Raw genomic sequence first — 22,298 nt, 5'->3', positions numbered from 1 at the left:
CTCAGCGCTCCGCCGCCTCGGCCGGCGCCCGCCGCTTCTCGCGCATGGCGGCGATGATCTCCGCCGCGATCGCCACGGCGATTTCGGCCGGGTTCGCCGCGCCGAGATCGAGCCCGACCGGCGCCCGGATACGGGCGACCGCCGCCACCGGAAGCCCCGCCGCCGTGAGCCGCTCGACCCGCTTCGCATGCGTTTTCCGGCTGCCGAGCGCCCCGACATAGAAGCAGCCGGCCCGCAGGGCGGCATCAAGGCCGGGATCGTCGATCTTCGGGTCATGCGTCAGCGCGACGAAGGCGGTGTAGCGGTCGAGCGCGAGCGCGGGCAGCGCCCTTTCCGGCCATTCCGCGATGACGCGGGTGAGCGGGAACCGCCCGGCGGTCGCGAAGGCAGTGCGCGGATCGATGATCGTGCAATCGAGATCGATCACGCGGGCGATCTCGGCGAGCGCCTGGCTGATATGCACCGCACCGGTGATCACGAGCTTCACCGGCGGCAGATGGACATTGAAGAAGTATCGCCTCCCCGCCGCTTCGTGGATGCCGCTCCGGCCCGTCCGGAAGGCTTCGAGCAGGGCTTCGGCATAATACTGGCCGGAGACATCCTCCGGGGTCAGGATCACCACCCGGTCGCCCGGCTCAAGGCCGGCATCCAGCGCGGTGACCGCCGCCACCGGCACGCGCCCGGCGATGCAGCGGTTGAGCGCGGCGAGCTGATCGAGGTTCACGTCACCGGCTCCACGCGCACCGCGATCCGGCCGCCGCAGGAGAGCCCGACCTTCCAGGCGGTTTCGTCCGCGACACCGAATTCGAGAAGCTTCGGCTCGCCGGTTCCGATCGCCTCGATCGCCTCCTCGACAACCGCGCCCTCGACGCAGCCGCCGGAGACCGAGCCGAGGAAATTGCCCTCGTGATCGATCACCAGATGCGCGCCCGTCGGCCGGGGCGCCGAGCCCCAGGTCTCGATCACGGTCGCGATGGCGACGCCCCTTCCGGCGCGTTTCCACCGTTCGGCCTCGGCGAGGATGTCGGCATCGGTCGCGAGCATCAGGAAAGCCCTTTCAGGTAGCGGGCCGGGTCGGCATCGCGCGAGCCGCCGGCGGCCAGCGCCCGGCACAGATCGGCGATCGAGTCCAAGCTATGCAGGGTGCGGAATTCGTCAACATGCGGCAGCATCGCCCGGATACCCGCCGCCTTGGCCTCGAACCCCTCGTAGCGCAGCAGCGGATTGAGCCAGATCAGCCGCCGGCAGGAGCGCCGGAGCCGCGCCATCTCCCGCGCGAGCACCGGCGTCACCTCGCGTTCGAGCCCGTCGGTGATCAGCAGCACCACCGCCCCGCCCGCCAGCACCCGCCGCGCCCAGGTCTTGTTGAAGGCTTCGAGCGTCGCGCCGATCCGCGTGCCGCCATCCCAGTCGCGCACCAGCTTCGAGGCGCCCTGAAGCGCGAGATCCGGATCCTTCGTCGCGCGCAGGGCGCGGCTGATATTGGTCAGCCCGGTGGCGAAGGTGAAGCCGTGGACCCGCCGCCCCGTCAGCGCCAGCGCATGCATGAAATGCAGGAAGATCCGCGAATAGCGGCTCATCGAGCCGGAAATGTCGCAGAGCGCGACAAGCGGCGGCACCGTCTCGCGCGGAGTGCGGAACCGCAATTCGAACGCTGCGCCCCCGGCGCGCAGGGTGGCGCGCATGGCAGCGCGCGGATCGGCCCGGTTGCCCCGCGGATCGGGGCGGAAGCGCCGCATCCGCACCCGCTGATCAGGCATGACCAGCGCCGCGATCGCCCGCTTCGCCTCGGCGATCTCGGCCGCCGACATCGCCTCGAAATCGCGCGCGCGGAACAATTCGACATCGGAGACCGTCAGCCGCGAATCGAGCTCGATGCGCTGCCGCTCGGCCGCCTCCTCGGGCTTGCGGCCGGCGAACAGCGCCTCCGTCACGCGGCGAAACGCCTCCTGCAGGCGATCCTGCGGATCGGCGGGGGCGATCGGCATCAGCACCGCCATCATCTTCTCGAGCAGCGCCCGGCGGCGCCAGAACAGCCGGAAGGCCTGGTCGAACAGCGCAGCATCCTGCCGGCGCTTGAGGAAGGCCGCCGCGAGCGCCGCGCGGAACTCCTCCCGCCGCCCGATGCCGATGGCCTCGACCGCCGCCACGGCATCGAGCACCGCGCCAGGCCCGACATGCATTCCCGCCGCCCGCAGGGCACGGCCGAAATAGGCAATGTTTTCAGAAAGATGGCCGCCATCTCCGGGCGAGGGCGCCATCCCGGGCATGGCCCCCGCCTCAGGCATGGCCCGCCCCCGCGCGCTCGACCAGGACATCGTAGCCGCCGGGGGCTTTCAGCGAGACGATCCGGTCGCCGGGGCCGATCTCGCCGAGTTCCGCCTCGCGATCGGGCAGCACCGCGACGGCGCGGTTGCCGGTGAAGACGAGCACCTGGTCGCCTTGCGCGAGCGCCGCCTCCGCCCAGCGGCGCAGGCTCGGCAGGTAGAGCGGCCCGCGCCAGGCCGCCGGCGCGCCGGGATCGGCGGAAACCAGCAGCGTGTTCGAGCCGGGATAGATCGAAAGCACGAAACGCGCCCGTTCCGGCTTCCATTCCGGCCCGAGCGCGGGGTTGTAGATCCATTGGCAGAAGAAATCGCGGCAGACCTGCGGCCGGGTGGCGTGAATGCCGCATCCCCTGCCCTGCGCGATGTGCCGGCACCAGCGCCCGGCCGGCTTTTCGAGCTCCGGCACCGGAAACAGCTTGCAGCACAGCGTGCAGCTGCCGCAATCGCGCCCGGCGGGAATGCCGTCAAGCGCCGTCATCACAGATCCGCCTTGATCTGGTCGAGCATTTCGGCGGCGCGCGAGCCCTGCATCTTGAGAATGTCGTCCTGGTATTTCAGCAGCACGCCAAGCGTATCCGCCACGAGGCCCGGATCGAGCGCCACCGCGTCAAGCTCCACCAGCGCGCCGGCCCAATCGAGCGTCTCCGCGACGCCCGGCACCTTGAACAGATCCTCCTTGCGCAGGGCCTGGATGAAGGCGACGACCTGCTTCGAGAGCTTCGCCGGCGTGCCGGGGCGCCGCGCCCTGAGGATCGCGAGTTCGCGCGCCGCGTCCGGATACTCGACCCAATGGTAGAGGCAGCGGCGCTTGAGCGCGTCATGGACCTCGCGCGTCCGGTTCGACGTGATGATCACGATGGGCGGGGCGGGGGCACGGATCGTGCCGAGTTCGGGGATCGTCGCCTGGAAATCGGAGAGGATTTCGAGCAGGAACGCCTCGAACGCCTCGTCCGTGCGGTCGAGTTCGTCGATCAGCAGCACCGGCGGTCCGGCGGGATCCGGCTCCAGCGCCTGGAGCAGCGGCCGCTTGACGAGGTAGCGCTCCGAGAACACATCCGCCGCGAGCCGCGCCTTGTCGTGCTCACCCGCGGCCTCGCCGAGGCGGATCGCCATCATCTGCCCGGCATAGTTCCATTCATAGAGCGCGGAGGCCGCATCGAGCCCCTCATAGCATTGCAGGCGGATCAGCTTCCGCCCCAGCCCGCGCGCCAGCACCTTGGCGATCTCGGTCTTGCCCACCCCCGCCTCACCTTCGAGGAAGAGCGGCCGCCCCATCCGCAGCGCCAGGAACAGCACGGTCGCAAAGCCGCGCTCGGCGACATAATCCTCGCGCCGGAGCAGGTCGAGAACCGCCTCGATGGAAGCCGGGACATTATTCATTGGCGCGTTTCCATAAAGAACCAGAGCGCGACGAACACGAGGCCGAGCGCCAGCATGCGGCGCACCAGCATCTCGCGCGGGCCTTCCACCAGATAGGGCCGAAGCGCCGCGGCGAACAGCACGATCGCCGCGTGCACCGCGCTTGCCACCGCGACATAGCCCGCAACGAGCACGAGGTTGCGCATCACGAGGTCCGGCCCCGGCGGCCCCAGGAAGAGCGGCAGCACGGTGACATAGAACACCGCCGCCTTGGGATTGAGGAGATTGGTCATCAGCGCCCGGCCGAAGGCGGCGCGCCGGCCCGCCGACGCCGCCTCCCCGTCCGCGCCGCGCCAGCCCTCCCAGGCGAGATAGAGCAGGAACGCCGCTCCCGCATAGCGCAGAACGCCATAGGCCAGCGGTTCGGCAGCGATCGCCGCGGCAAGCCCCAGCGCCGCAAGCGCGCCAACCAGCGCGAGGCCGAGCGCGACCCCGGCCACCGCCGAGAAGCCGACCCGCCGCCCTTCCGCGAGGCTCAAGGCCGCGAGATAGGCCATGTTCGGCCCCGGCGTCAGCTCGATCAGCAGCGCGGTGAGCAGGAATTCCGGCGGAACCGTCATCGGCTGCCGGTCCCGGGCCGCGCTCGTCCGCCGGCCGGCTCCTGTCGGAATCTGTCAGGGAGCGTCATGGAACCGCCACGAGAAATGTTCTATTTCTGTTCCGACGTCGGGCATGGATCCGGCGCCACGCCCCCGCAACGCAATTCCAGCCCCACGAGGCACGCGATGACGATCCAGGAAACCGCCGAAGCCTTCACCGCCCTGCTGAAGGCGGGCGACCATCAGGGCGCCGCCGAGCGCTTCAACGCCGATGACATCCGCAGCTTCGAGGCCATGGAGGGCCCCTATGCCGCCTGCCACGGCAAGGCCGCGGTCAAGGCCAAGAGCGATTGGTGGTTCGGCAACCACGAGGTGCATGGCGGCACAGTCGAGGGTCCCTTCATCAACGGCGACCAGTTCCTGCTGGTTTTCGGGCTTGATTTCACGCCGAAAGCCGGCGGCCAGCGCGTGCAGGCAACCGAATGGGGGCTCTATACGGTCCGGGACGGCAAGATCGCCGAGGAGCGCTTCTTCTACCCACCGATGGCGTGAGGATGCGCGCCGGGGCGGGCGCCGGCCCGCCCCCGGCCGTTCCCGCGCAGCCTGGGGGCGCGTTGCGCGCGCCACGCCTTACTTGCCGCTCGCCGCAAGGACCGCCCTGCGCGCCATGACGCCGATGAGATGGCTGCGATATTCCGCCGAGGCATGGATATCGCCGTTGAGCCCCTTCGGATCGGGAAGCGCCACGCCATCGAGCGATTTCGGGGTGAAGCGCCGCGCGAGCGCCGCCTCGGCCTCGGCCCAGCGGAACACCCCGTCCGCGCCGGCGCCGGTGACCGCGACCGCGACCCGCGCCCCCTTCTTCGCCACCGCCACGCCGACCATCGCATAGCGCGAGGCGGGGTTGCGGAACTTCTGGTAGGCGAATTTCGCCCCCGTCGGCACGATGATCCGGGTGATGATCTCGCCCTCCTCGAGCGCGGTCGAGAACAGGCTGGTGAAGAACTCGGAAGCCGGGATCCTGCGCTTCGTCGTCACGATCGTGGCCCCGAGCGCAAGCAGCCCGGCCGGGTAATCCGCCGAGGGATCATTGTTGGCGACCGAGCCGCCGATCGTTCCCCGGTGGCGCACATGCGGATCGCCGATGCCGCCGGCAAGCACCGCGAGGCCGGGCAAGGCCGCCTTCACGAGATCGGACCCCGCAACCTCGGCATGCGTCGTCATGGCGCCGATCACGAGGTTGCGGCCCTTGAGGGCGATGCCGGACAATTCCGCCACGCCGGAGAGATCGATCAGCGCCGGGGGGCTCGCGAGGCGCTGCTTCATGGTCGGCAGCAGGGTATGGCCGCCGGCGAGCAGCTTCGCCTCGGCGTTCTTCGCCGCGAGATTGCCCGCCTGTTTGAGCGTCGTCGGCCGGTGGTAATCGAAAGCATACATGTGTCTGTCTCCCGAAATCAGAAAGGCGATCGGCAGGAGAGGTCGGCAATCGCGGGAACACCCCCCGAGGCGATGGCCGGCCGCCCGCCCTCATTCAGCCGCCCTGGCCGCCACGGCCCGCACCGCCTTCCACACCGCCTGCGGTGTTGCCGGCATGGCGATCTCCTCATGGCCGAGCGCGTCGGTGATGGCGTTGATCACCGCCGCCGGGGCGGCGATGGCCCCGGCCTCGCCGCAGCCCTTGATCCCGAGCGGGTTCGAGGGGCACGGCGTCACCGTATGCCCGACCGTGAAGGAGGGCAGGTCGTCTGCGCGCGGCATCGCGTAATCCATGTAGCTGGCCGTCACCAGTTGGCCGGTCTTGTCATAGACGGCGCCTTCGAGCAGCGCCTGGCCGATGCCCTGCGCGATGCCGCCATGCACCTGGCCCTCGACGATCATCGGGTTGATGATGACGCCGAAATCATCCACCGCGGTCCAGCGGTCGATGCGGGTCACGCCGGTTGCGGGGTCGATCTCCACCTCGCAGATATGCACGCCGGACGGGAAGGTGAAGTTGGTGGGATCGTAGAACGCCCCCTCCTTCAGCCCCGGTTCGAGCTGCTGGCCGGTGAACTTGTGCGCGATATAGGCCTGAAGCGCCACGGACGGAAAATCGATTGATTTATCCGTGCCGCGCACGGTGAACTTGCCGTCCCTGAAATCGATATCGGTCTCGCTGGCCTCGAGCACGAAGGAGGCGACCTTCTTCGCCTTGGCCTCGATCTTGTCGAGCGCCTTGACGATGGCGCTCATGCCGACGGCGCCGGAGCGGGAGCCATAGGTGCCCATGCCCATCTGCACCTTGTCGGTGTCACCGTGGACGATCGAGACATTCTCGATCGGAATGCCGAGCCTCCCTGCGACGAGCTGCGCGAAGGTCGTCTCGTGGCCCTGGCCGTGGCTGTGCGAGCCGGTGAGCACCTCCACCGTGCCGATCGGGTTGACGCGCACCTCCGCGCTCTCCCAAAGCCCGACCCCGGCGCCGAGCGAGCCGACGGCTGCCGAGGGGGCGATGCCGCAGGCCTCGATATAGGCCGAATAGCCGAGCCCGCGCAGCATGCCGCGCCGGCCGCTCTCGCGCCGCCGCCTGGCGAAGCCCTTAACATCATGGGCTTCGAGCGCCTTCTTCATCGCGGCATCGTAATCGCCGGCGTCGTAGCACATGATGACCGGCGTCTGGTGCGGGAACTTGCGGATGAAGTTCTTGCGCCGGAACTGTGCCGGATCCTGCCCCATCTCGCGCGCCGCGACCTCGACCAGCCGCTCGATCACGAAGGTCGCCTCCGGGCGTCCCGCACCGCGATAGGCATCGACCGGGGCGGTGTTGGTATAGACCGCCTCGACCTCCGCATAGATCGCCGGGATGTTGTATTGCCCGGAAAGCAGCGGCGCGTAGAGGTAGGTCGGCACCGAGGAGGCGAAGGTCGAGAGATAGGCGCCGAGATTGGCGCGGGTCTTGACCCGCAGGCCAAGGATGCGGCCGTCGGCGTCCATCGCCATCTCGGCATGGGTCAGATGGTCGCGGCCATGGGCGATGGCGAGGAATTCCTCCGTGCGGTCCGCGACCCATTTCACCGGCCGTCCGACCTTCTTCGCCGCCCAGACGCAGACCGTCTCCTCCGCATAGATGAAGATCTTGGAGCCGAAGCCGCCGCCGACATCCGGCGCGATCACCCGCAGCTTGTGCTCGGGCGCGATGCCGGTGAAGGCCGAGAGCACCAGCCGCGCGACATGCGGGTTCTGGCTGGTGGTATAGAGCGTGAAGGCGTCCTCGCCGGCATTGTAATCCCCCACCGCCGCGCGCGGCTCCATCGCGTTCGGCACGAGGCGGTTGTTCACGAGATCAAGCCGCGTGACGTGCTTCGCCTTCCTGAACGCGGCATCGACCGCAGCCTTGTCGCCGAGATGCCAGTCATAGACCTGGTTGTCGGGCGCGGCGTCATGGATCGCGGGCTGGCCCTTCTCGGTCGCCGTGGCGAGATCCACGACCGGGGCAAGCGGCGCGTAATCGACCACGATGGCTTCCGCCGCGTCGCGCGCCTCGGCGAGGCTCTCCGCGATCACCACGGCGACATGGTCGCCGACATAGCGGACCTTGCCGATCGCCAGCGCCGGATGCGCGCCGGCCTTCATGGGCGAACCGTCCTTCGAATGGATCATCCAGCCGCAGATCAGTCCGCCGACCTTGTCCGCCTCGATATCCGCTCCGGTGAGGATGCGCAGCACGCCCGGCATGCCCGCCGCCCGTTTCGTGTCGATCTTGCGGATCGCCGCATGCGCGTGCGGCGAGCGCAGGAAATAGGCATAGGCCTGGCCAGGGCGATTGATGTCGTCAGTATAATTGCCCCGGCCGGTGATGAAGCGGAAATCTTCCTTGCGCTCGACGCGCGCGCCGATTCCGGTCGCTGCCATGGTGCTTCCTCTCTGGCTCGCCGCGTCATGCTCCGGCCCGATCCGGACATCCGCGACTGTTTTCTGCTTCAAGGTCTCAAATCGCCTCGGGATCGCGCCGCTCCTATTCCGCCGCGAGCGGCATGCCGCCCATCGCGGCGGCGCCGGCCCTGATCGCCTTGACGATGTTGTGGTAGCCCGTGCAGCGGCAGATATTGCCTTCAAGCTCGTGGCGGATCGTCTCCTCGGAGAGATCGGGGCCGAGCCGGTTCACCATGTCGATCGCGGCCATGATCATACCCGGGGTGCAGAAGCCGCATTGCAGCCCGTGATGGGCGCGGAACGCCGCCTGCATCGGGTGGAGATCATGCCCGGCGGCCAGCCCCTCGATGGTGGTGACCTCAGCCCCCTCGCAGGACAGCGCCAGCGTGGTGCAGGATTTGATCGCCTTGCCGTTCACATGCACCACGCAGGCGCCGCATTGGCTGGTGTCGCAGCCGACATGCGTGCCCGTCAGCCGCTGGTGCTCGCGCAGGAACTGCACGAGCAGCGTCCGCGGCTCGACACTGGCGCTGACCTGCGCGCCGTTCACGCGCATGCTCACCCTGGGCATGGGGGGCTCCCTGAAAAATGGCGAAAAGCCGCCGGAACGCTTCCTCTCGGAGCGGGACGGCGCCGTTGACCGGCCGTTTTCGCCCCGATTTCACCAATCTGGACCTGTTCCAAAGACACCGTCAAGCCGAACCGTCCGCGCGGGCGGGATTTTCGATTCCGCGCCGCAAAAACCGGCCCTCCCGGCCCCGTCCGGGCTTGCCAGCGGCACGTTTTGCCGGAATTCTAGCCGCGTCATTCCGATCCCTCTCGCGGCGAAGCGCCATGCCCTCCGAAACCAGCTTCCTCGACGCCGGCCAGGTCCGGTTCCGCATCCGCCTCGATGGTCCGGAGAGCGCGCCGCCGCTGATGTTCTCGAACTCGCTCGGCGCCAGCCTAGAAATGTGGGATCCGCAGGTCGCCGAATTCGCCCGCGATTTCCGCTGCATCCGCTACGATGTCCGCGGCCATGGCGAAAGCTCCTGCCCGCCGGGCCCCTATTCGCTCGCGATGCTGGCGCAGGATGCCCTGCGCATCCTCGACGCGCTGCACATCCACAAGACCGACTGGATCGGCTGCTCGATGGGCGGCATGGTCGGCATGTGGCTGCTGACCCATAACCGCGACCGGCTCGGCAAGGCCGTGCTCGGCAACACCGCCGCCTTCATGGGGCCGCCCGCGACCGACTGGAATGCCCGCATCCGCATGGCCAATCGCGAGGGCATGGGCGCGATCGCCGAGGCGATGAAGCCGCGCTGGTTCACGCGGCGGTTCAACGAGGCAAACCCGGCCGAGGTCGCGCGGATCACCGATCAGGTGCGCAAGGCGAGCGCGGCCGGATACACCGCCTGCTGCGCCGCGATCCGCGACATGGACCAGCGCGAGGCGATCAAATCGGTCACCAACCCGGTTCTCGTGGTGATCGGGGCGGAGGATCCCGCGACATCGCCCGCCATGGGCGAGATCATGGTGCGGAACATCGCCGGCGCGCACAAGGCCGTGGTGCCTGCCGCGCATATCTCGAATTGCGAGGCGCCGGCGGAATACAACGCCGCCGTCGGCACGTTCCTGCGCAGCTAGCCGCCGCCCTCACGCCACCGGGCGATAGGCGCGGCGGCGATAGACGAGCCCCGGTCGGTCCGGGCCGAGCCCGATCGCGGCGATCACACCGATCACGACGAAATGCGTTGCGACCGGCCGGATATCCTCGACGCGGACGGCGAAACTCGCCAGCGCATCCGCAAGCGCCGGCTGGCCGAGCGGCCCCGGCCGCCAATGGCCGTGCGCGAAGCGCGCCTCGCCGTGCAGATCGGTGCGGCCGGCGAAGATATCCGCCAGCGGCTCCTGCCCGGCGGCGAGCGTGTTGACGCTGAAGGCGCCGTTGGCCTTCAGCAAAGCCCCCGTGCGGCTCGCGCGGTTGAGGCAGACGAGGAGGCTCGGCGGATCATCCGAAACGGAGGTCATCGCCGTGGCGGTCAGCCCCGCCCGGCCGGCGGGGCCATCGGTGGCGATCAGATGCACCGCGCCGGCGACGCGGCTCATCGCCTCGCGGAAGAGCGGCGCCGCGACCGGGGATGATGTGGCCATTCTGTCGTCGGGTACGGGGATCACGCGATTCACGGACATTCCTCTGTGGCGGCGAAAGTGGGGCTTGCACCGCGAAGGGCAAGCGAAAACCGTCCCGTTCCGGGAAAATCGCGCGCCGCGGCGCGGCTTAACGGCAAAAGCCGCGCGTCTGCGCGCTTTTCCCGATTGAAACCGGGCCCCGGCCGCGCCAATCTCTCGCGCCGATCCGTCCGGTCGGCGGCACGAAGGGGACAGGCATGGCCAAGGATGTCAAGACGACAAAGGCAAAGGGCGGGCGGGCGGCGGCGCGCTGGCGCGGCGTGCTCCCGGCCGTGACCACCCGCTTCGACAAGAAGGACCGTCTTGACGAGAAGGCGATGCGGGCGAGCTTCGGCCGCCAGGTCGAGGCCGGCGTCGACGGGCTGATCGTCTGCGGTTCGCTCGGCGAGGCCTCGACGCTGGAATTCGAGGAGAAGCTGGAGGTCCTGCGCATCGCGCTCGACGCCGCCGGCGGGAAGATCCCCGTGCTGCTCACCGTCGTCGAGGGCTCGACCGCGCGCGCCTGCCGGATGGCGGAAGCCGGCGCGACGGCCGGCGCGGCAGGCCTGATGGTGCTGCCCGGCGTGCCCTACCGATCGCTCCCGCACGAGACCATGGCGCATTACCGGGCGGTCGCGAAAGCCGGCGGCCTGCCGGTCATGGTCTACAACAATCCGGTCGGCTACGGCGTCGACATCACGCCCGAGATGTTCGCCGAGCTTGCCGACGAACCGCTCTTCACCGCGATCAAGGAAAGTTCGGACGATGTCCGGCGCATCACCCGCCTGATCAACCTCACCGGCGACCGCTACGACCTGTTCTGCGGCGTCGACAATCTCGCGCTGGAGGCACAGGCCATGGGTGCGGTCGGCTGGGTGGCCGGCCTCGTCTGCGCCTTCCCGGAGGAGACCGTCGCGATCTGGAAACTGGCCGAGGCCGGGCGTTTTGCCGAGGCGCGGGCGATCTACCGCTGGTTCGAGCCGCTGCTGACGCTCGATGTCTCGCCGCAACTCGTCCAGAACATCAAATGCGTCGAGGCGCTGGTCCATGGCGGCTCGGATCGCTGCCGCGCGCCGCGCATCGCGCTGGAGGGCGAGGCCAGGAAGCGCGTCGAAAAGATCGTCAAGGCCGCGCTCAAGACGCGCCCGAACCTCGCCGGCCTCGACCAGGCGGCCTGACCCGCCCGCCGGGATCCGCCCGTGAGCCTGCACCTGACCGTCGAGGAACGCGGAATGCTCGCCGGCGAGGCCGGCGAGGCCGTGGCGCTCGCCATGCGCATCGTGACCGAGACCGCGCGACTGATGGGCGCGCGCAAGCTCGTCCCGATTGCTTCGGCACATATCGACGGCGCGCTCTATCACGGCGATTCCGGCACGCTCTTCGCGGAACGGCTCGTCGAACTGGGCGCGAAGGTCGCGGTGCCCGCGACGCTCAATGTCGGCGCGCTCGATCTCGCCTGCGGGACCAGGGTGCATCTGCCCTCGCACGAGCGGTCGATGGCCAAGCGGATGATGCTCGCCTACGAGGCGATGGGCTGCACGCCGTCCTGGACCTGCGCGCCCTACCAAGCCGGGCACCGGCCGGATTTCGCGACCGATGTCGCCTGGGGGGAATCGAACGCCGTCGCCTTCTGCAATTCCGTGCTCGGCGCGCGCACCAACCGCTACGGCGATTTTCTCGACATCGCCTGCGCCATCACCGGCCGCGCGCCGCATTACGGGCTGCACCTCCCCGCGCATCGCCGCGCGACCTTCATCGCCGATTGCAGCCGCCTCTCCCCGGCCCTGCGCGCGGCGGATGTGTTCTGGCCGGTGCTCGGCACGCTCTACGGCCAGCGCGCCGGCACCGATATCGGCATCCTGACCGGCCTGCGCGGCTTCTCGACCGAGGACCGGCTGAAAGCCTTCGGCGCCGCCGCGGCCTCGTCCGGCGCGGTCGCGCTGTTCCATGTCGAGGGGGTGACGCCTGAGGCGCCGGACATCGCGACCGCAACGGGGCTCGCGAGCTATCCCGAGCGGCTCTTCATCACGCCTGCCATGCTCGACAGCGCCCGCGGCGCGCTCTCGACCGTGCGGCCGGACCGGCGCGATGCCGAGGCAATCGACGCGGTGGCGATCGGGTCGCCGCATTGCTCGATCGAGGAACTCGTCGAACTCGACCGGCTGATCGCCGGGCGCCGGCTGCTGCGCCCCTTCTATGCCTGCACCGGCCGGCACACGCTAAGCGCGCTGGAGGCGGCGGGCCGCCGCAAGGCGCTCGAACAGGCGGGAGTGACGCTTGTCGCGGATACCTGCGTCGTGGTGACGCCGATCCTCGACAGGATCAAGGGCGTGCTGATGACCAATTCCGGCAAGTTCGCGCATTACGCCCCCGGCAATACCGGATACGCCGTGCAATACGGCGCACTCGCCGAATGCGTCGAGAGCGCGATCGCCGGCCGCCTCGTGCGCGACGAGAGGGTCTGGGCGTGAAGGCGCATCCGCTCCTGCCCGGCGGGCCGGTCTCGGGGCCGCTGCTGCGCCTCACGGCGCCGCTCTCGTTCTGGGGCGGGGTCGATCCGCGCTCGGGCGCGATCATCCAGGTTCGCCACCCCCAGCACGGGCAGAATGTCGCCGGCATGATCCTCGCCCTGCCGGGCACGATCGGCTCCTCGTCCTCGGCGGCGGTGCTGCTGGAGCTCGTCCGCAACGGCCATGCGCCGGCGGCGCTGCTGCTGCACGAGGCGGATGCGATCCTGCTGATCGGCTGCCTCGTCGCGCGCGAGCTGGACTGGCCGCCGCCGCCCGCCTTCCGCTATCGCGCGGAGCAGCAGGCGAAGCTCGCCGCCGGCTCCTACACGATCGCCGAGGACGGCACGATCCGGCCCTTCTGAAGGAGATCCGACCATGGCCCGCCATACCTTCTTCTGCATCGACGGCCATACCTGCGGCAATCCGGTCCGCATGGTCGCGGGCGGCGGCCCGAACCTCGCCGGCGCCACGATGAGCGAGAAGCGCGCGCATTTCCTCGCCGAATTCGACTGGATCCGCACGGCGCTGATGTTCGAGCCGCGCGGCCACGACATGATGTCCGGCTCGATCCTCTACCCGCCGACACGCCCCGATTGCGACCTCGGCATCCTCTATATCGAGACCACCGGCTGCCTGCCGATGTGCGGCCACGGCACGATCGGCACCGTGACCATGGCGCTCGAGAACGGGCTCGTGACCCCCAGGACGCCCGGACGCCTCCATCTCGATACGCCCGCCGGCCTCGTCGTCGCGCATTACACCGAGGAGGGCGGACGGGTGACGAAGGTGCGCCTCGTCAACGTGCCCTCCTTCCTGTTCGCGACCGATCTCGCCCTCGACATCCCCGGCCTCGGCGCGCTGCGGGTCGACATCGCCTATGGCGGCAATTTCTACGCCATCATCGACCCTCAGCCCGGCTTTGCGGGAATCGAGGCGGTGCAGCCCTCCGACATCCTGCGCTGGTCGCCGCTCGTCCGGAAGGCGGTCAACGCCGCGATCGAACTCGTCCATCCCGAGGATGCGACGATCCGCGGCTGCCGGCATGTGCTCTGGGCCGGCGCGCCGACAATGGCCGGCGCCACTGCGCGCAACGCGGTCTTCTACGGCGAGAAGGCGATCGACCGCTCGCCCTGCGGCACCGGCACCTCGGCGCGGATGGCGCAATGGGCGGCCAGGGGCCGGCTCCGCGCCGGCACGGATTTCGTCCATGAATCGATCATCGGCTCGCTGTTCACTGGCCGGATCGAGGGCGAGACCCGGGTCGGCGACCTGCCCGCCATCATCCCCTCTATCGAGGGCTGGGCGGTCACGACCGGGCTCAACACGATCTTCGTCGACGGGCATGATCCGTTCGCGCATGGCTTCATCGTGGCCGACAGCCCCTGAAATTGGCCATTCTCACTAGAAAACGCCGTGAATTTGGAGGAAACAACCAGATGCGCGGCTCATTTTTGGTTGTGTCGAGAAGGGGTTTGCGTCATGTACTCGCGGCTCGCGTGATTGTCGCGGTTGCGGGTTCCTGCTAACCCTTGAGCGCCGCGCCGGGAAACGTTGGCACAAATCCCGCATCAGACGGGGTGGTATGGGGAGGCGTGCGTAGCGCATGGAAGTTCTGGTCCAGCAATTGATCAACGGCGTGACGCTGGGCGCCGTCTACGGTCTGATCGCCATCGGCTATACGATGGTCTTCGGCATCATCGGGATGGTGAACTTCGCCCATGGCGACGTGTTCATGATCTCGGCCTTCATCGCCCTCATCGTCTTTCTGGCGGTCACCGCCCTGGCGGGGCTTTCCGGCGGCGTGGTGTTCCTGGCGCTGCTCGCGGCGCTGATCGTCTCGATGGTGATCACCTCGCTCTATGCCTGGACGATCGAGCGGATCGCCTATCGCAAGCTGCGCGGTTCGTTCCGCCTCGCGCCGCTGATCTCGGCGATCGGCATGTCGATCCTCCTGATGAATTACGTGCAGGTCGCCCAAGGATCGCGCAACAAGCCGATTCCGCCGGTGATGCGCGACACGATCCCGCTCTTCGAGCAGAACGGCTTCGTGGTCGCGGTCTCCTACAAGCAGGTGCTGATCATCGCAGTGACGGCGCTGCTGCTCGGCCTGTTCTGGTATGTCGTGCAGAAGACGCCGCTCGGGCGGGCGCAACGCGCCTGCGAGCAGGACCAGAAGATGGCGGCGCTGCTCGGCATCAATGTCGACCGCACGATCTCCATCACCTTCGTGATCGGCGCGGCCTTGGCCGCGGTGGCCGGCACGATGTTCCTCACCTATTACGGCGTCGTCGTGTTCTCGGATGGCTTCGTGCCGGGCGTGAAGGCCTTCACCGCCGCGGTGCTCGGCGGCATCGGCTCGCTGCCGGGCGCGGTGCTGGGCGGGCTGCTGATCGGGCTGATCGAGACGTTGTGGTCGGCGTATTTCTCGATCGATTACAAGGATGTCGCGGCGTTCTCGATCCTTGCGGTCGTGCTGGTCTTCATGCCGCAGGGCCTGCTCGGCAAGCCGGAAGTCGAGAAGGTGTGAGCATGCAGGCCGAAACCCGCTCCCGCCCGCCGGTCGACTGGACCCGCCTCATCAAGGATGCCGGCTTCGCCGCCGCCATCGCCTTCGGCCTCTTCGCGCTGCTCGTCGGCCTCAAGACCGACCAGACCCTCAACAACCAGATGATTCTGGTGCCGCGCCCGCAAACGCTGTTCGCCCTGGTGGCGGCAGTGTTCGTCGGCCGCCTGCTGATCGGCTATTGGCAGGCGACACGTGCGGAGGGCGCGGCGCGGAAGAAGCCGCGCTCGAACACGATGCTCAAGCTCGAGAAATACGGGCTTCCGGTCGCGGTCGGCTTCCTCGTCGCCTACCCGCTGATGGTCCTGTTCACGGTCGGCCCGCAGGGCGCGATCAAATGGATCGACAATTTCGGCATCCAGATCCTGATCTACATCATGCTCGGCTGGGGGCTGAACATCGTGGTCGGCCTCGCGGGGCTGCTCGATCTCGGCTATGTCGCGTTCTACGCGGTCGGCGCCTATTCCTACGCGCTGTTCGCGACCTCGGAGCCGATCAAGGATTTCATGGCCCAGATCATCGGCGAGGGGTTCTGGCAGGCCTGGGCCTTCTGGATCTGCCTGCCGGTGGCTGGCATCCTCGCCGCCTTCTGGGGCATGCTGCTCGGCTTCCCGGTGCTGCGCCTGCGCGGAGATTACCTCGCGATCGTGACGCTCGCCTTCGGCGAGATCATCCGCCTGGTGCTGATCAACTGGGTCGAGTTCTCGAACGGCTATGCCGGCATCTCCGCCATCCCGCGGCCGAGTTTCTTCGGCATTCCCTTCACGGCCGCCGATAACGGCTTCGCCGCGACTTTCGGGCTGGAATTCAGCCCGATCTACCGCACGATCTTCCTGTTTTATATCATTCTCGTGCTGGCGCTGGTGACGGCGGCGGTCTCGATGCGGCTGCGACGCCTGCCGGTCGGCCGCGCCTGGGAAGCCCTGCGCGAGGACGAGATCGCCTGCCGCTCGCTCGGCATCAACACGGTGAACACCAAGCTGACCGCCTTCGCGATCGGAGCGATGTTCGGCGGCTTCGCCGGCGCCTTCTTCGCGGCGCGGCAAGGCTTCATCTCGCCGGAGAGCTTCGTCTTCCATGAATCGGCGCAGATCCTCGCGATCGTGGTGCTCGGTGGCATGGGCAGCCTGCTCGGCGTGGTGATCGCCTCGATCCTGCTCGTCGGCGGCGTCGAGATCCTGCGCGAACTGGATTTCCTCAAGCAGGTCTTCGGCGACGGCTTTGACCCCGCGCAATACCGCATGCTGATCTTCGGCATCTGCATGGTGCTGATGATGCTGTGGAAGCCGCGCGGGCTGATCTCGGCGCGCGAACCGACCGTCTATCTCAAGGAGAAGAAGGCGGTCTCGGCCGATCTCGTGCAGGAGGGCCACGGCTGATGCGCGCCGAATCCGATCCAATCCTGAAGGTCGAGCACCTGACGATGCGCTTCGGCGGCCTCGTCGCGATCAACGATCTCTCTTTCACCGCCGGGCGCGGTGACATCACCGCCATCATCGGGCCGAACGGCGCGGGCAAGACCACGGTGTTCAACTGCATCACCGGCTTCTACAAGCCGACCGTGGGGCGGATCGCGCTGCGCCACGGCGCGATCGACATCGCCGCCCATGTGGAAACACTGACCGATACCCCGCGCGACGCGCTCCATCGTGCTGAAGGCAGCCTGTTCCTGCTCGAACGCATGGCGGATTTCCAGATCGCCGCACGCGCCAAGGTGGCCCGCACCTTCCAGAACATCCGCCTGTTCTCGGGCATGACCGTGCTCGAGAACCTGATGGTCGCGCAGCACAACCCGCTGATGCTCGCCTCGAACTGGACGATCGGCGGGCTCATCGGCCTCGCCGGCTTCCGCAACCGCGAGCGCGAGGCGGTCGAGAAGGCCAAGCACTGGCTGGAGCGGACCGGGCTGATCGACCGCGCAGACGACCCCGCCGGCGATCTGCCCTACGGCGCGCAGCGCCGGCTCGAGATCGCCCGCGCGATGTGTACGGACCCGGTCCTGCTCTGCCTCGACGAGCCGGCCGCCGGCCTCAACCCGCGCGAGAGCCTCGAACTCAACACGCTGCTGCGCGCGATCCGCGACGAAAACGGCACCTCGCTGCTGCTGATCGAGCACGACATGAGCGTGGTGATGCAGATCTCCGACCATGTCGTGGTGCTCGATTACGGCACCAAGATCGCCGATGGCAGCCCCCGCGCCGTGCAGAACGACCCCCGCGTCATCGCCGCCTATCTCGGCGCCGAGGATGTCGAGGAAGTCGAGAAGATCGAAGCGGAGGTCGGGCTATGACGATGATCGCGGAACAGGGCGCCCCCGCGCCGGCCGCCGCCCGGACGCCGCTCCTCGCGGTGCGCGGGGTCAAGACCTATTACGGCAACATCATCGCGCTCAAGGGCGTCGATATCGATGTCCATCGCGGCGAGATCGTCACGCTGATCGGCGCCAACGGCGCCGGCAAGTCGACGCTGATGATGACGATCTTCGGCAAGCCGCAGGCGCGCGAGGGCTCGATCGTCTATGACGGGCGGGACATCACCCGCATGCCGACGCACGAAATCGCGCGGCTCGGCATCGCGCAATCGCCGGAGGGGCGCCGCGTCTTCCCGCGCATGAGCGTCTACGAGAACCTCCAGATGGGGGCCTCGGTCAACAATCTCGCCTGGTTCGACGAGGATCTCGAAAAGGTCTGCACGATCTTCCCCCGACTCAGGGAACGTCTCCAGCAGCGCGCCGGCACGCTTTCGGGCGGCGAGCAGCAGATGCTTGCCATCGCCCGCGCGCTGATGAGCCGGCCGGACCTTCTGCTGCTCGACGAGCCTTCGCTCGGCCTCGCGCCGCTGATCGTGCGGCAGATCTTCGAGGTGATCCGGGAGGTCAATGCCCGCGAGGGCATGACGGTGTTCCTCGTCGAACAGAACGCCTATCATGCCCTCAAGCTCGCGCATCGCGGCTATGTGATGGTCAACGGCCTCATCACCATGAGCGGAACCGGCCGGGAATTGCTCGCCGATCCGCAGGTCAAGGCCGCCTATCTCGAGGGCGGGCACCATTGACAGCAGCAGCAGACGGAACCGAGAACCAGGAACAGGCACGGAGCCGGTGATGCAGGGCATCCTCTACGAAGAACAATCGATCTGGCTTTTCCTGCTCGTCACGGTGGCGATGGGGGGCTGGGCGGCCTGGCGCACCGGCAAGGCGCTTGCCAAGACCTGGAAACCCTCCTGGATGCTGGTGCCAGCCGCGCTGCTCCTCGGCCTTGCGGTGCGTTTCATCCATTTCGCGATGTTCGAGGGCACATTGCTGGCGCCCCGCTTCTACCTCGCCGATACCGTGATCCTGCTCGCCGCCGCCTGGCTCGGCTGGCGGCGCGAGCGGACCGAGGCCATGGCGCGGCAATACGCCTTCTGCTTCGAGAAGGCCTCCCCCCTGTCCTGGCGGCGGAAAGCCGGCTGAGGGCGCAAGCAGGAGCAGGGCCATGGATTTCCCGTCGATCCTCCTGAGCGTGGTCCTGACGAACATCCCGGCGATGTCCTTGCCGGAAGAGGCCTTCCCCATCGAGACGCGCCACGCCGGCGCGGCGGACCTTGCCGCGGGCCTGCACGCCGCGCCCGGCCTCCGTCTCGGCCCCACGCGTTCACCCCGGGATGACGGTGAAACCCCGCCCGGACCCACAGGAATTGGCTGGTGACAGAAATATGAAAACCGGCTTTCATGCTTTCAGGCGAGCCCCAGAGGCCCGTTTGAAGACGCTCGCGGGTGGCGAAGTGAACCCGCTAATCAGTCACAGGGAGAGACCTGATGAAGCATAAACTCTTGGCCGGCGTGGCGCTCGCCGCCTCGCTCGCGTTCGCGGGCGCGGCCCAGGCGCAGCTGAAGATGGGCGTTGCCGGCCCGATCACCGGCCCGAACGCCGCGTTCGGCAAGCAGCTGACCGACGGCGCCGAGCAGGCCGCGGCCGATTTCAACGCTGCCGGCGGCATTCTCGGCCAGAAGATCGAGATCTCGAAGGGTGACGACGTTTCGGATCCGAAGCAGGGCGTCTCGGTCGCCAACAAGTTCGTCGGCGACGGCATCAAGATCGTCATCGGCCATTTCAACTCGGGCGTGACGATGCCGGCCTCGGAAGTCTACGCCGAGAACGGCATCCTGATGATCACCCCCTCGGCCACCAACCCGAAGATCACCGAGCGCAAGCTGTGGAACGTGTTCCGCACCTGCGGCCGCGATGACCAGCAGGGCGCGGTCGCGGCCGATTACATCGCCAAGAATCTCAAGGGCAAGAAGGTTGCCGTCGTCCATGACAAGACGACCTATGGCCAGGGCCTCGCCGACGAGACCCGCAAGGCGATGAACAAGGCCGGCGTGAAGGAAGTGCTCTACGAGGGCGTGAACACCGGCGAGAAGGATTTCTCGGCCCTCATCACCAAGATGAAGAATGCCGGCGTCGAGATCATCTATTGGGGCGGCCTCCACACCGAGGGCGGCCTTATCGTGCGCCAGATGCGCGATCAGGGCGTCAAGGCCGTGATGATGTCGGGTGACGGCATCACCTCGGACGAATTCGCCAATATCGGCGGCCCCGGTGTCGAAGGCACGCTGATGACCTTCCCGCCGGATCCGCGCAACCGCCCGGAAGCGGCCAAGGTCGTGGCGGCCTACAAGGCCAAGGGCATCAATCCGGAAGCCTACACGCTCTACACCTACGCCGCGATGGAAGTCGTGAAGCAGGCGGCCGAAGCGGCGAAGACGCTCGACCCGAAGAAGATCGCAGCGCAGATCCATTCAGGCCAGAAGTTCAAGACCGTGATCGGCGAACTCTCCTACGACAAGAAGGGCGACATCACCCGTCCGGATTACACGATGTACACCTGGAAGAAGGGTGCCGACGGCAAGGTCACCTATGTCGAGAACAAGTAAGCCAGGCTGATCGCCTCGCGAACGGAAAGCCCGGCTTCGGCCGGGCTTTTTGTTGGCCCTAACCCAGCCGTCCCAGCGCCGGGAATGCCTCCAGCAGGTAGAATCCGAACTGGCTGATCGAGCCGGTGAGGAACAGCAGGCCGGTGATCACCAGCAGCACGCCCATCGTCTTCTCCACCAGGCCGATCCGGCTACGGAAGCGCGCGAGAAAGCGCATGAACGGGCCCATCGCGAAAGCCGCGAGCAGGAAGGGCAGGCCGAGACCCGCCGAATAGACCGCCAGCAGCCCCGCGCCGCGCAGCGCCGTCGCCTCGGAGCCCGCCACCGCCAGCACACCCGCCAGAACCGGGCCGATGCAGGGCGTCCAGCCGAAGGCGAAGGCAAGCCCCATGACGAAGGCGCCGCCCGGCCCCGCCGGCCGCCGCACCTCGATCCGCGCCTCGCGGGCGAGAAATCCGATCCGGAACAGGCCGAGGAAATGCAGGCCCATGCCGATGATCGCAACCCCCGCGATCTGTGCGAGCACCGCGCTATGCGCGCGCAGCAGCATGCCGACCAACGAGGCGCCAGCGCCGAGCGCGACGAACACGGTCGAGAACCCGAGCACGAAGAACAGGGCGGCGAGCAGGGCATGCCGCCGCAGCGCATGGTCCGCATGCTCGGCCCGCGCCAATTCGGACACGCTGGTCCCCGCGAGATAGCAGAGATAGGGCGGCACCAGCGGCAGAACGCAGGGGCTGAGAAACGACAGGAGCCCTGCGAGCAGGATTGCGGGAAGGGTCAGTTCGGCGGCCATCGCGTTTCCTTTCATCCCTCCTTAGCGTGAAAGAGGTTGAGAAAAACCCCGCGCCGGGACACCTTTGCGTGAGCCTGCCAGTCGAGCCTACCATGTCCGCGTCCGCGCCCTCCTGCCCCGCCGCCGAGGCCACGATTCCCGGCCTGCTGATCGGCCATGCCGAGAACCGCCGCGCTGCGACCGGGGTTACCGCCCTGGTCTTCGATGCGCCGGCCATCGCCTCGGTCTCGATCCTCGGCGGCGCGCCGGGCGGCCGCGACACCGCATTGCTCGAACCGGAGATGAGTGTGGAGCGTGTCGATGCGCTGCTGCTCTCCGGCGGCTCGGCCTTCGGGCTCGATGCCGCCGGCGGCGCGATGTCGGCGCTGGCCGCGATGGGGCGCGGCTTCCCCGTCGGTCCGGTGCGGGTGCCGATCGTGCCGCAGGCGATCCTGTTCGATCTGCTCAATGGCGGCGACAAGCATTGGGGGGCACACCCGCCCTATTGGGAACTCGGCCGGCTGGCGGCGGAGGCCGCCGCGCCGCGCTTCGCGCTCGGCTCGGTGGGCGCCGGGCTCGGCGCCACCACGGCCGATCTCAAGGGCGGGTTCGGCACCGCCGCGGCGGAGAGCCGGGCCGGGCACCGCGTCCAGGCCTTCGTCGCCGTCAACGCGATCGGCACCGCGCTGATCGGCGACGGCCCGCATTTCTGGGCGGCCCCCTACGAGCACGGCGCCGAATTCGGCGGGCTCGGCCTGCCGGCGGAAATCCTGCCCGAGGCGCTGGCGCCGAGGCTCAAGGGCCATGCCGCAGAGCCCGCGACGACGATCGGCGCCATCGTCACCGACGCCGCGCTGACCAAGCCGCAGGCCAAGCGCCTCGCGATCATGGCGCAGGACGGCATCGCCCGCGCCATCCGCCCCGCCCATGCGCCGATGGATGGCGACACGCTGTTCGCCGCCGCCACCGGCGCGCGTCCGCTCGCCGAGCCGATGCGCGATCTCGCCGCGCTCGGGCTGCTCGCCGCCGATTGCATCGCCCGCGCCATCGCCATTGCCGTGCATCGCGCTTGCGCGCTCCCCTATCCCGGCGCGCTGCCCGCCTGGCGCGACCGTTTCGGCCCGCCTGAATCGGCATGAGAAGCCGCGCAATCGTTGCGCGAAGCGCCGCAACCGCCGTGA

General features: G+C 68.3%; 25 protein-coding genes. 14 read left to right on the top strand and 11 right to left on the bottom strand.

The window, feature by feature from the left end; genetic code table 11:
• Position 1: 1 nt before the first annotated feature.
• Genes FWJ24_RS09715 through FWJ24_RS09690 form a run of 6 tightly spaced genes read right to left on the bottom strand, consistent with a single transcriptional unit; the run spans position 2 to position 4,306 of the window.
• Complete coding sequence (locus FWJ24_RS09715; protein ID WP_246155644.1) at positions 2 to 724, bottom strand: XdhC family protein; 723 nt, start codon at positions 722 to 724, stop codon at positions 2 to 4.
• Entirely contained in the window at positions 721 to 1,044 is a 324-nt protein-coding gene (locus FWJ24_RS09710; protein WP_150287629.1) for an XdhC family protein, read from the bottom strand. The genes FWJ24_RS09715 and FWJ24_RS09710 overlap by 4 nt, the downstream gene beginning before the upstream one ends.
• Positions 1,044 to 2,270, bottom strand: a complete 1,227-nt coding sequence (locus tag FWJ24_RS09705; RefSeq protein ID WP_150287628.1) for a vWA domain-containing protein — start codon at positions 2,268 to 2,270, stop codon at positions 1,044 to 1,046. Before FWJ24_RS09705 ends, FWJ24_RS09710 begins: the two co-directional genes overlap by 1 nt.
• Positions 2,271 to 2,280: 10 nt before the next feature.
• A complete protein-coding gene (locus FWJ24_RS09700) occupies positions 2,281 to 2,805 on the bottom strand; it encodes a YkgJ family cysteine cluster protein (RefSeq protein WP_150287627.1) in 525 nt (174 codons plus the stop codon).
• Positions 2,805 to 3,707: an AAA family ATPase gene (locus FWJ24_RS09695; RefSeq protein WP_150287626.1), complete on the bottom strand. Its 903-nt coding sequence runs from the start codon at positions 3,705 to 3,707 to the stop codon at positions 2,805 to 2,807. Before FWJ24_RS09695 ends, FWJ24_RS09700 begins: the two co-directional genes overlap by 1 nt.
• Entirely contained in the window at positions 3,704 to 4,306 is a 603-nt protein-coding gene (locus FWJ24_RS09690; RefSeq protein WP_150287625.1) for a LysE family translocator, read from the bottom strand. The genes FWJ24_RS09695 and FWJ24_RS09690 overlap by 4 nt, the downstream gene beginning before the upstream one ends.
• Before the next feature lie 165 nt (positions 4,307 to 4,471).
• Between FWJ24_RS09690 and FWJ24_RS09685 the strand changes: the two genes are divergently transcribed.
• On the top strand, positions 4,472 to 4,837 hold the full coding sequence (locus FWJ24_RS09685) for a nuclear transport factor 2 family protein (RefSeq protein WP_150287624.1): 366 nt from the start codon (positions 4,472 to 4,474) through the stop codon (positions 4,835 to 4,837).
• A 78-nt stretch (positions 4,838 to 4,915) separates the two neighbouring features.
• Here FWJ24_RS09685 and FWJ24_RS09680 read toward each other — a convergent pair whose 3' ends face one another.
• The 3 genes from FWJ24_RS09680 to FWJ24_RS09670 form a co-directional block, all read right to left on the bottom strand.
• Complete coding sequence (locus tag FWJ24_RS09680) at positions 4,916 to 5,722, bottom strand: FAD binding domain-containing protein (RefSeq protein ID WP_150287623.1); 807 nt, start codon at positions 5,720 to 5,722, stop codon at positions 4,916 to 4,918.
• Positions 5,723 to 5,812: 90 nt separating this feature from the next.
• Entirely contained in the window at positions 5,813 to 8,176 is a 2,364-nt protein-coding gene (locus FWJ24_RS09675; RefSeq protein ID WP_150287622.1) for a xanthine dehydrogenase family protein molybdopterin-binding subunit, read from the bottom strand.
• A 103-nt stretch (positions 8,177 to 8,279) separates the two neighbouring features.
• Positions 8,280 to 8,768 (bottom strand): (2Fe-2S)-binding protein, encoded by a 489-nt coding sequence (locus FWJ24_RS09670; RefSeq protein ID WP_150287621.1) that lies wholly within the window; start codon positions 8,766 to 8,768, stop codon positions 8,280 to 8,282.
• 263 nt (positions 8,769 to 9,031) lie between these two features.
• Between FWJ24_RS09670 and pcaD the strand changes: the two genes are divergently transcribed.
• A complete protein-coding gene (gene pcaD / locus FWJ24_RS09665) occupies positions 9,032 to 9,826 on the top strand; it encodes a 3-oxoadipate enol-lactonase (protein ID WP_150287620.1) in 795 nt (264 codons plus the stop codon).
• 9 nt (positions 9,827 to 9,835) lie between these two features.
• Here pcaD and FWJ24_RS09660 read toward each other — a convergent pair whose 3' ends face one another.
• The gene (locus FWJ24_RS09660) at positions 9,836 to 10,333 is read right to left on the bottom strand and encodes a flavin reductase (protein ID WP_150287619.1); all 498 of its coding nucleotides are present in this window, start codon (positions 10,331 to 10,333) and stop codon (positions 9,836 to 9,838) included.
• A 236-nt stretch (positions 10,334 to 10,569) separates the two neighbouring features.
• Between FWJ24_RS09660 and FWJ24_RS09655 the strand changes: the two genes are divergently transcribed.
• The 11 genes from FWJ24_RS09655 to FWJ24_RS09605 all read left to right on the top strand — a co-directional run bounded on the left by FWJ24_RS09655 (position 10,570) and on the right by FWJ24_RS09605 (position 20,342).
• Positions 10,570 to 11,529, top strand: a complete 960-nt coding sequence (locus FWJ24_RS09655) for a dihydrodipicolinate synthase family protein (protein ID WP_150287618.1) — start codon at positions 10,570 to 10,572, stop codon at positions 11,527 to 11,529.
• 21 nt (positions 11,530 to 11,550) lie between these two features.
• A complete protein-coding gene (locus FWJ24_RS09650) occupies positions 11,551 to 12,822 on the top strand; it encodes an aconitase X (RefSeq protein WP_150287617.1) in 1,272 nt (423 codons plus the stop codon).
• Entirely contained in the window at positions 12,819 to 13,223 is a 405-nt protein-coding gene (locus FWJ24_RS09645; protein WP_246155643.1) for an aconitase X swivel domain-containing protein, read from the top strand. The genes FWJ24_RS09650 and FWJ24_RS09645 overlap by 4 nt, the downstream gene beginning before the upstream one ends.
• A 13-nt stretch (positions 13,224 to 13,236) precedes the next feature.
• Positions 13,237 to 14,247, top strand: coding sequence for a 4-hydroxyproline epimerase (locus FWJ24_RS09640; RefSeq protein WP_150287615.1), 1,011 nt, complete (start codon positions 13,237 to 13,239; stop codon positions 14,245 to 14,247).
• Between the two features lie 217 nt (positions 14,248 to 14,464).
• On the top strand, positions 14,465 to 15,388 hold the full coding sequence (locus tag FWJ24_RS09635) for an ABC transporter permease subunit (protein ID WP_150287614.1): 924 nt from the start codon (positions 14,465 to 14,467) through the stop codon (positions 15,386 to 15,388).
• Between the two features lie 2 nt (positions 15,389 to 15,390).
• Positions 15,391 to 16,803, top strand: coding sequence for a high-affinity branched-chain amino acid ABC transporter permease LivM (gene livM, locus FWJ24_RS09630; RefSeq protein ID WP_150287613.1), 1,413 nt, complete (start codon positions 15,391 to 15,393; stop codon positions 16,801 to 16,803).
• A complete protein-coding gene (locus FWJ24_RS09625; RefSeq protein WP_166443652.1) occupies positions 16,803 to 17,714 on the top strand; it encodes an ABC transporter ATP-binding protein in 912 nt (303 codons plus the stop codon). Before livM ends, FWJ24_RS09625 begins: the two co-directional genes overlap by 1 nt.
• The gene (locus tag FWJ24_RS09620) at positions 17,711 to 18,478 is read left to right on the top strand and encodes an ABC transporter ATP-binding protein (protein WP_150287612.1); all 768 of its coding nucleotides are present in this window, start codon (positions 17,711 to 17,713) and stop codon (positions 18,476 to 18,478) included. The genes FWJ24_RS09625 and FWJ24_RS09620 overlap by 4 nt, the downstream gene beginning before the upstream one ends.
• Positions 18,479 to 18,527: 49 nt before the next feature.
• Positions 18,528 to 18,878, top strand: coding sequence for a DUF6867 family protein (locus tag FWJ24_RS09615; protein ID WP_150287611.1), 351 nt, complete (start codon positions 18,528 to 18,530; stop codon positions 18,876 to 18,878).
• A 22-nt stretch (positions 18,879 to 18,900) separates the two neighbouring features.
• Complete coding sequence (locus FWJ24_RS09610) at positions 18,901 to 19,113, top strand: hypothetical protein (protein WP_150287610.1); 213 nt, start codon at positions 18,901 to 18,903, stop codon at positions 19,111 to 19,113.
• Between the two features lie 110 nt (positions 19,114 to 19,223).
• Entirely contained in the window at positions 19,224 to 20,342 is a 1,119-nt protein-coding gene (locus FWJ24_RS09605; RefSeq protein WP_150287609.1) for a branched-chain amino acid ABC transporter substrate-binding protein, read from the top strand.
• A 58-nt stretch (positions 20,343 to 20,400) separates the two neighbouring features.
• Here the strand turns inward: FWJ24_RS09605 and FWJ24_RS09600 are convergent, their stop codons facing one another.
• Entirely contained in the window at positions 20,401 to 21,138 is a 738-nt protein-coding gene (locus tag FWJ24_RS09600) for a cytochrome c biogenesis CcdA family protein (RefSeq protein ID WP_150287608.1), read from the bottom strand.
• Between the two features lie 92 nt (positions 21,139 to 21,230).
• Between FWJ24_RS09600 and FWJ24_RS09595 the strand changes: the two genes are divergently transcribed.
• Positions 21,231 to 22,256: a P1 family peptidase gene (locus FWJ24_RS09595; protein ID WP_150287607.1), complete on the top strand. Its 1,026-nt coding sequence runs from the start codon at positions 21,231 to 21,233 to the stop codon at positions 22,254 to 22,256.
• The last annotated feature ends 42 nt before the right edge of the window (positions 22,257 to 22,298 follow it).

Origin of the sequence: Rhabdaerophilum calidifontis (assembly GCF_008641065.1) — a bacterium.
In the GTDB taxonomy this organism is placed as follows: domain Bacteria; phylum Pseudomonadota; class Alphaproteobacteria; order Rhizobiales; family Beijerinckiaceae; genus Rhabdaerophilum; species Rhabdaerophilum calidifontis.
This window is presented reverse-complemented; position numbering and strand designations above follow the sequence as displayed.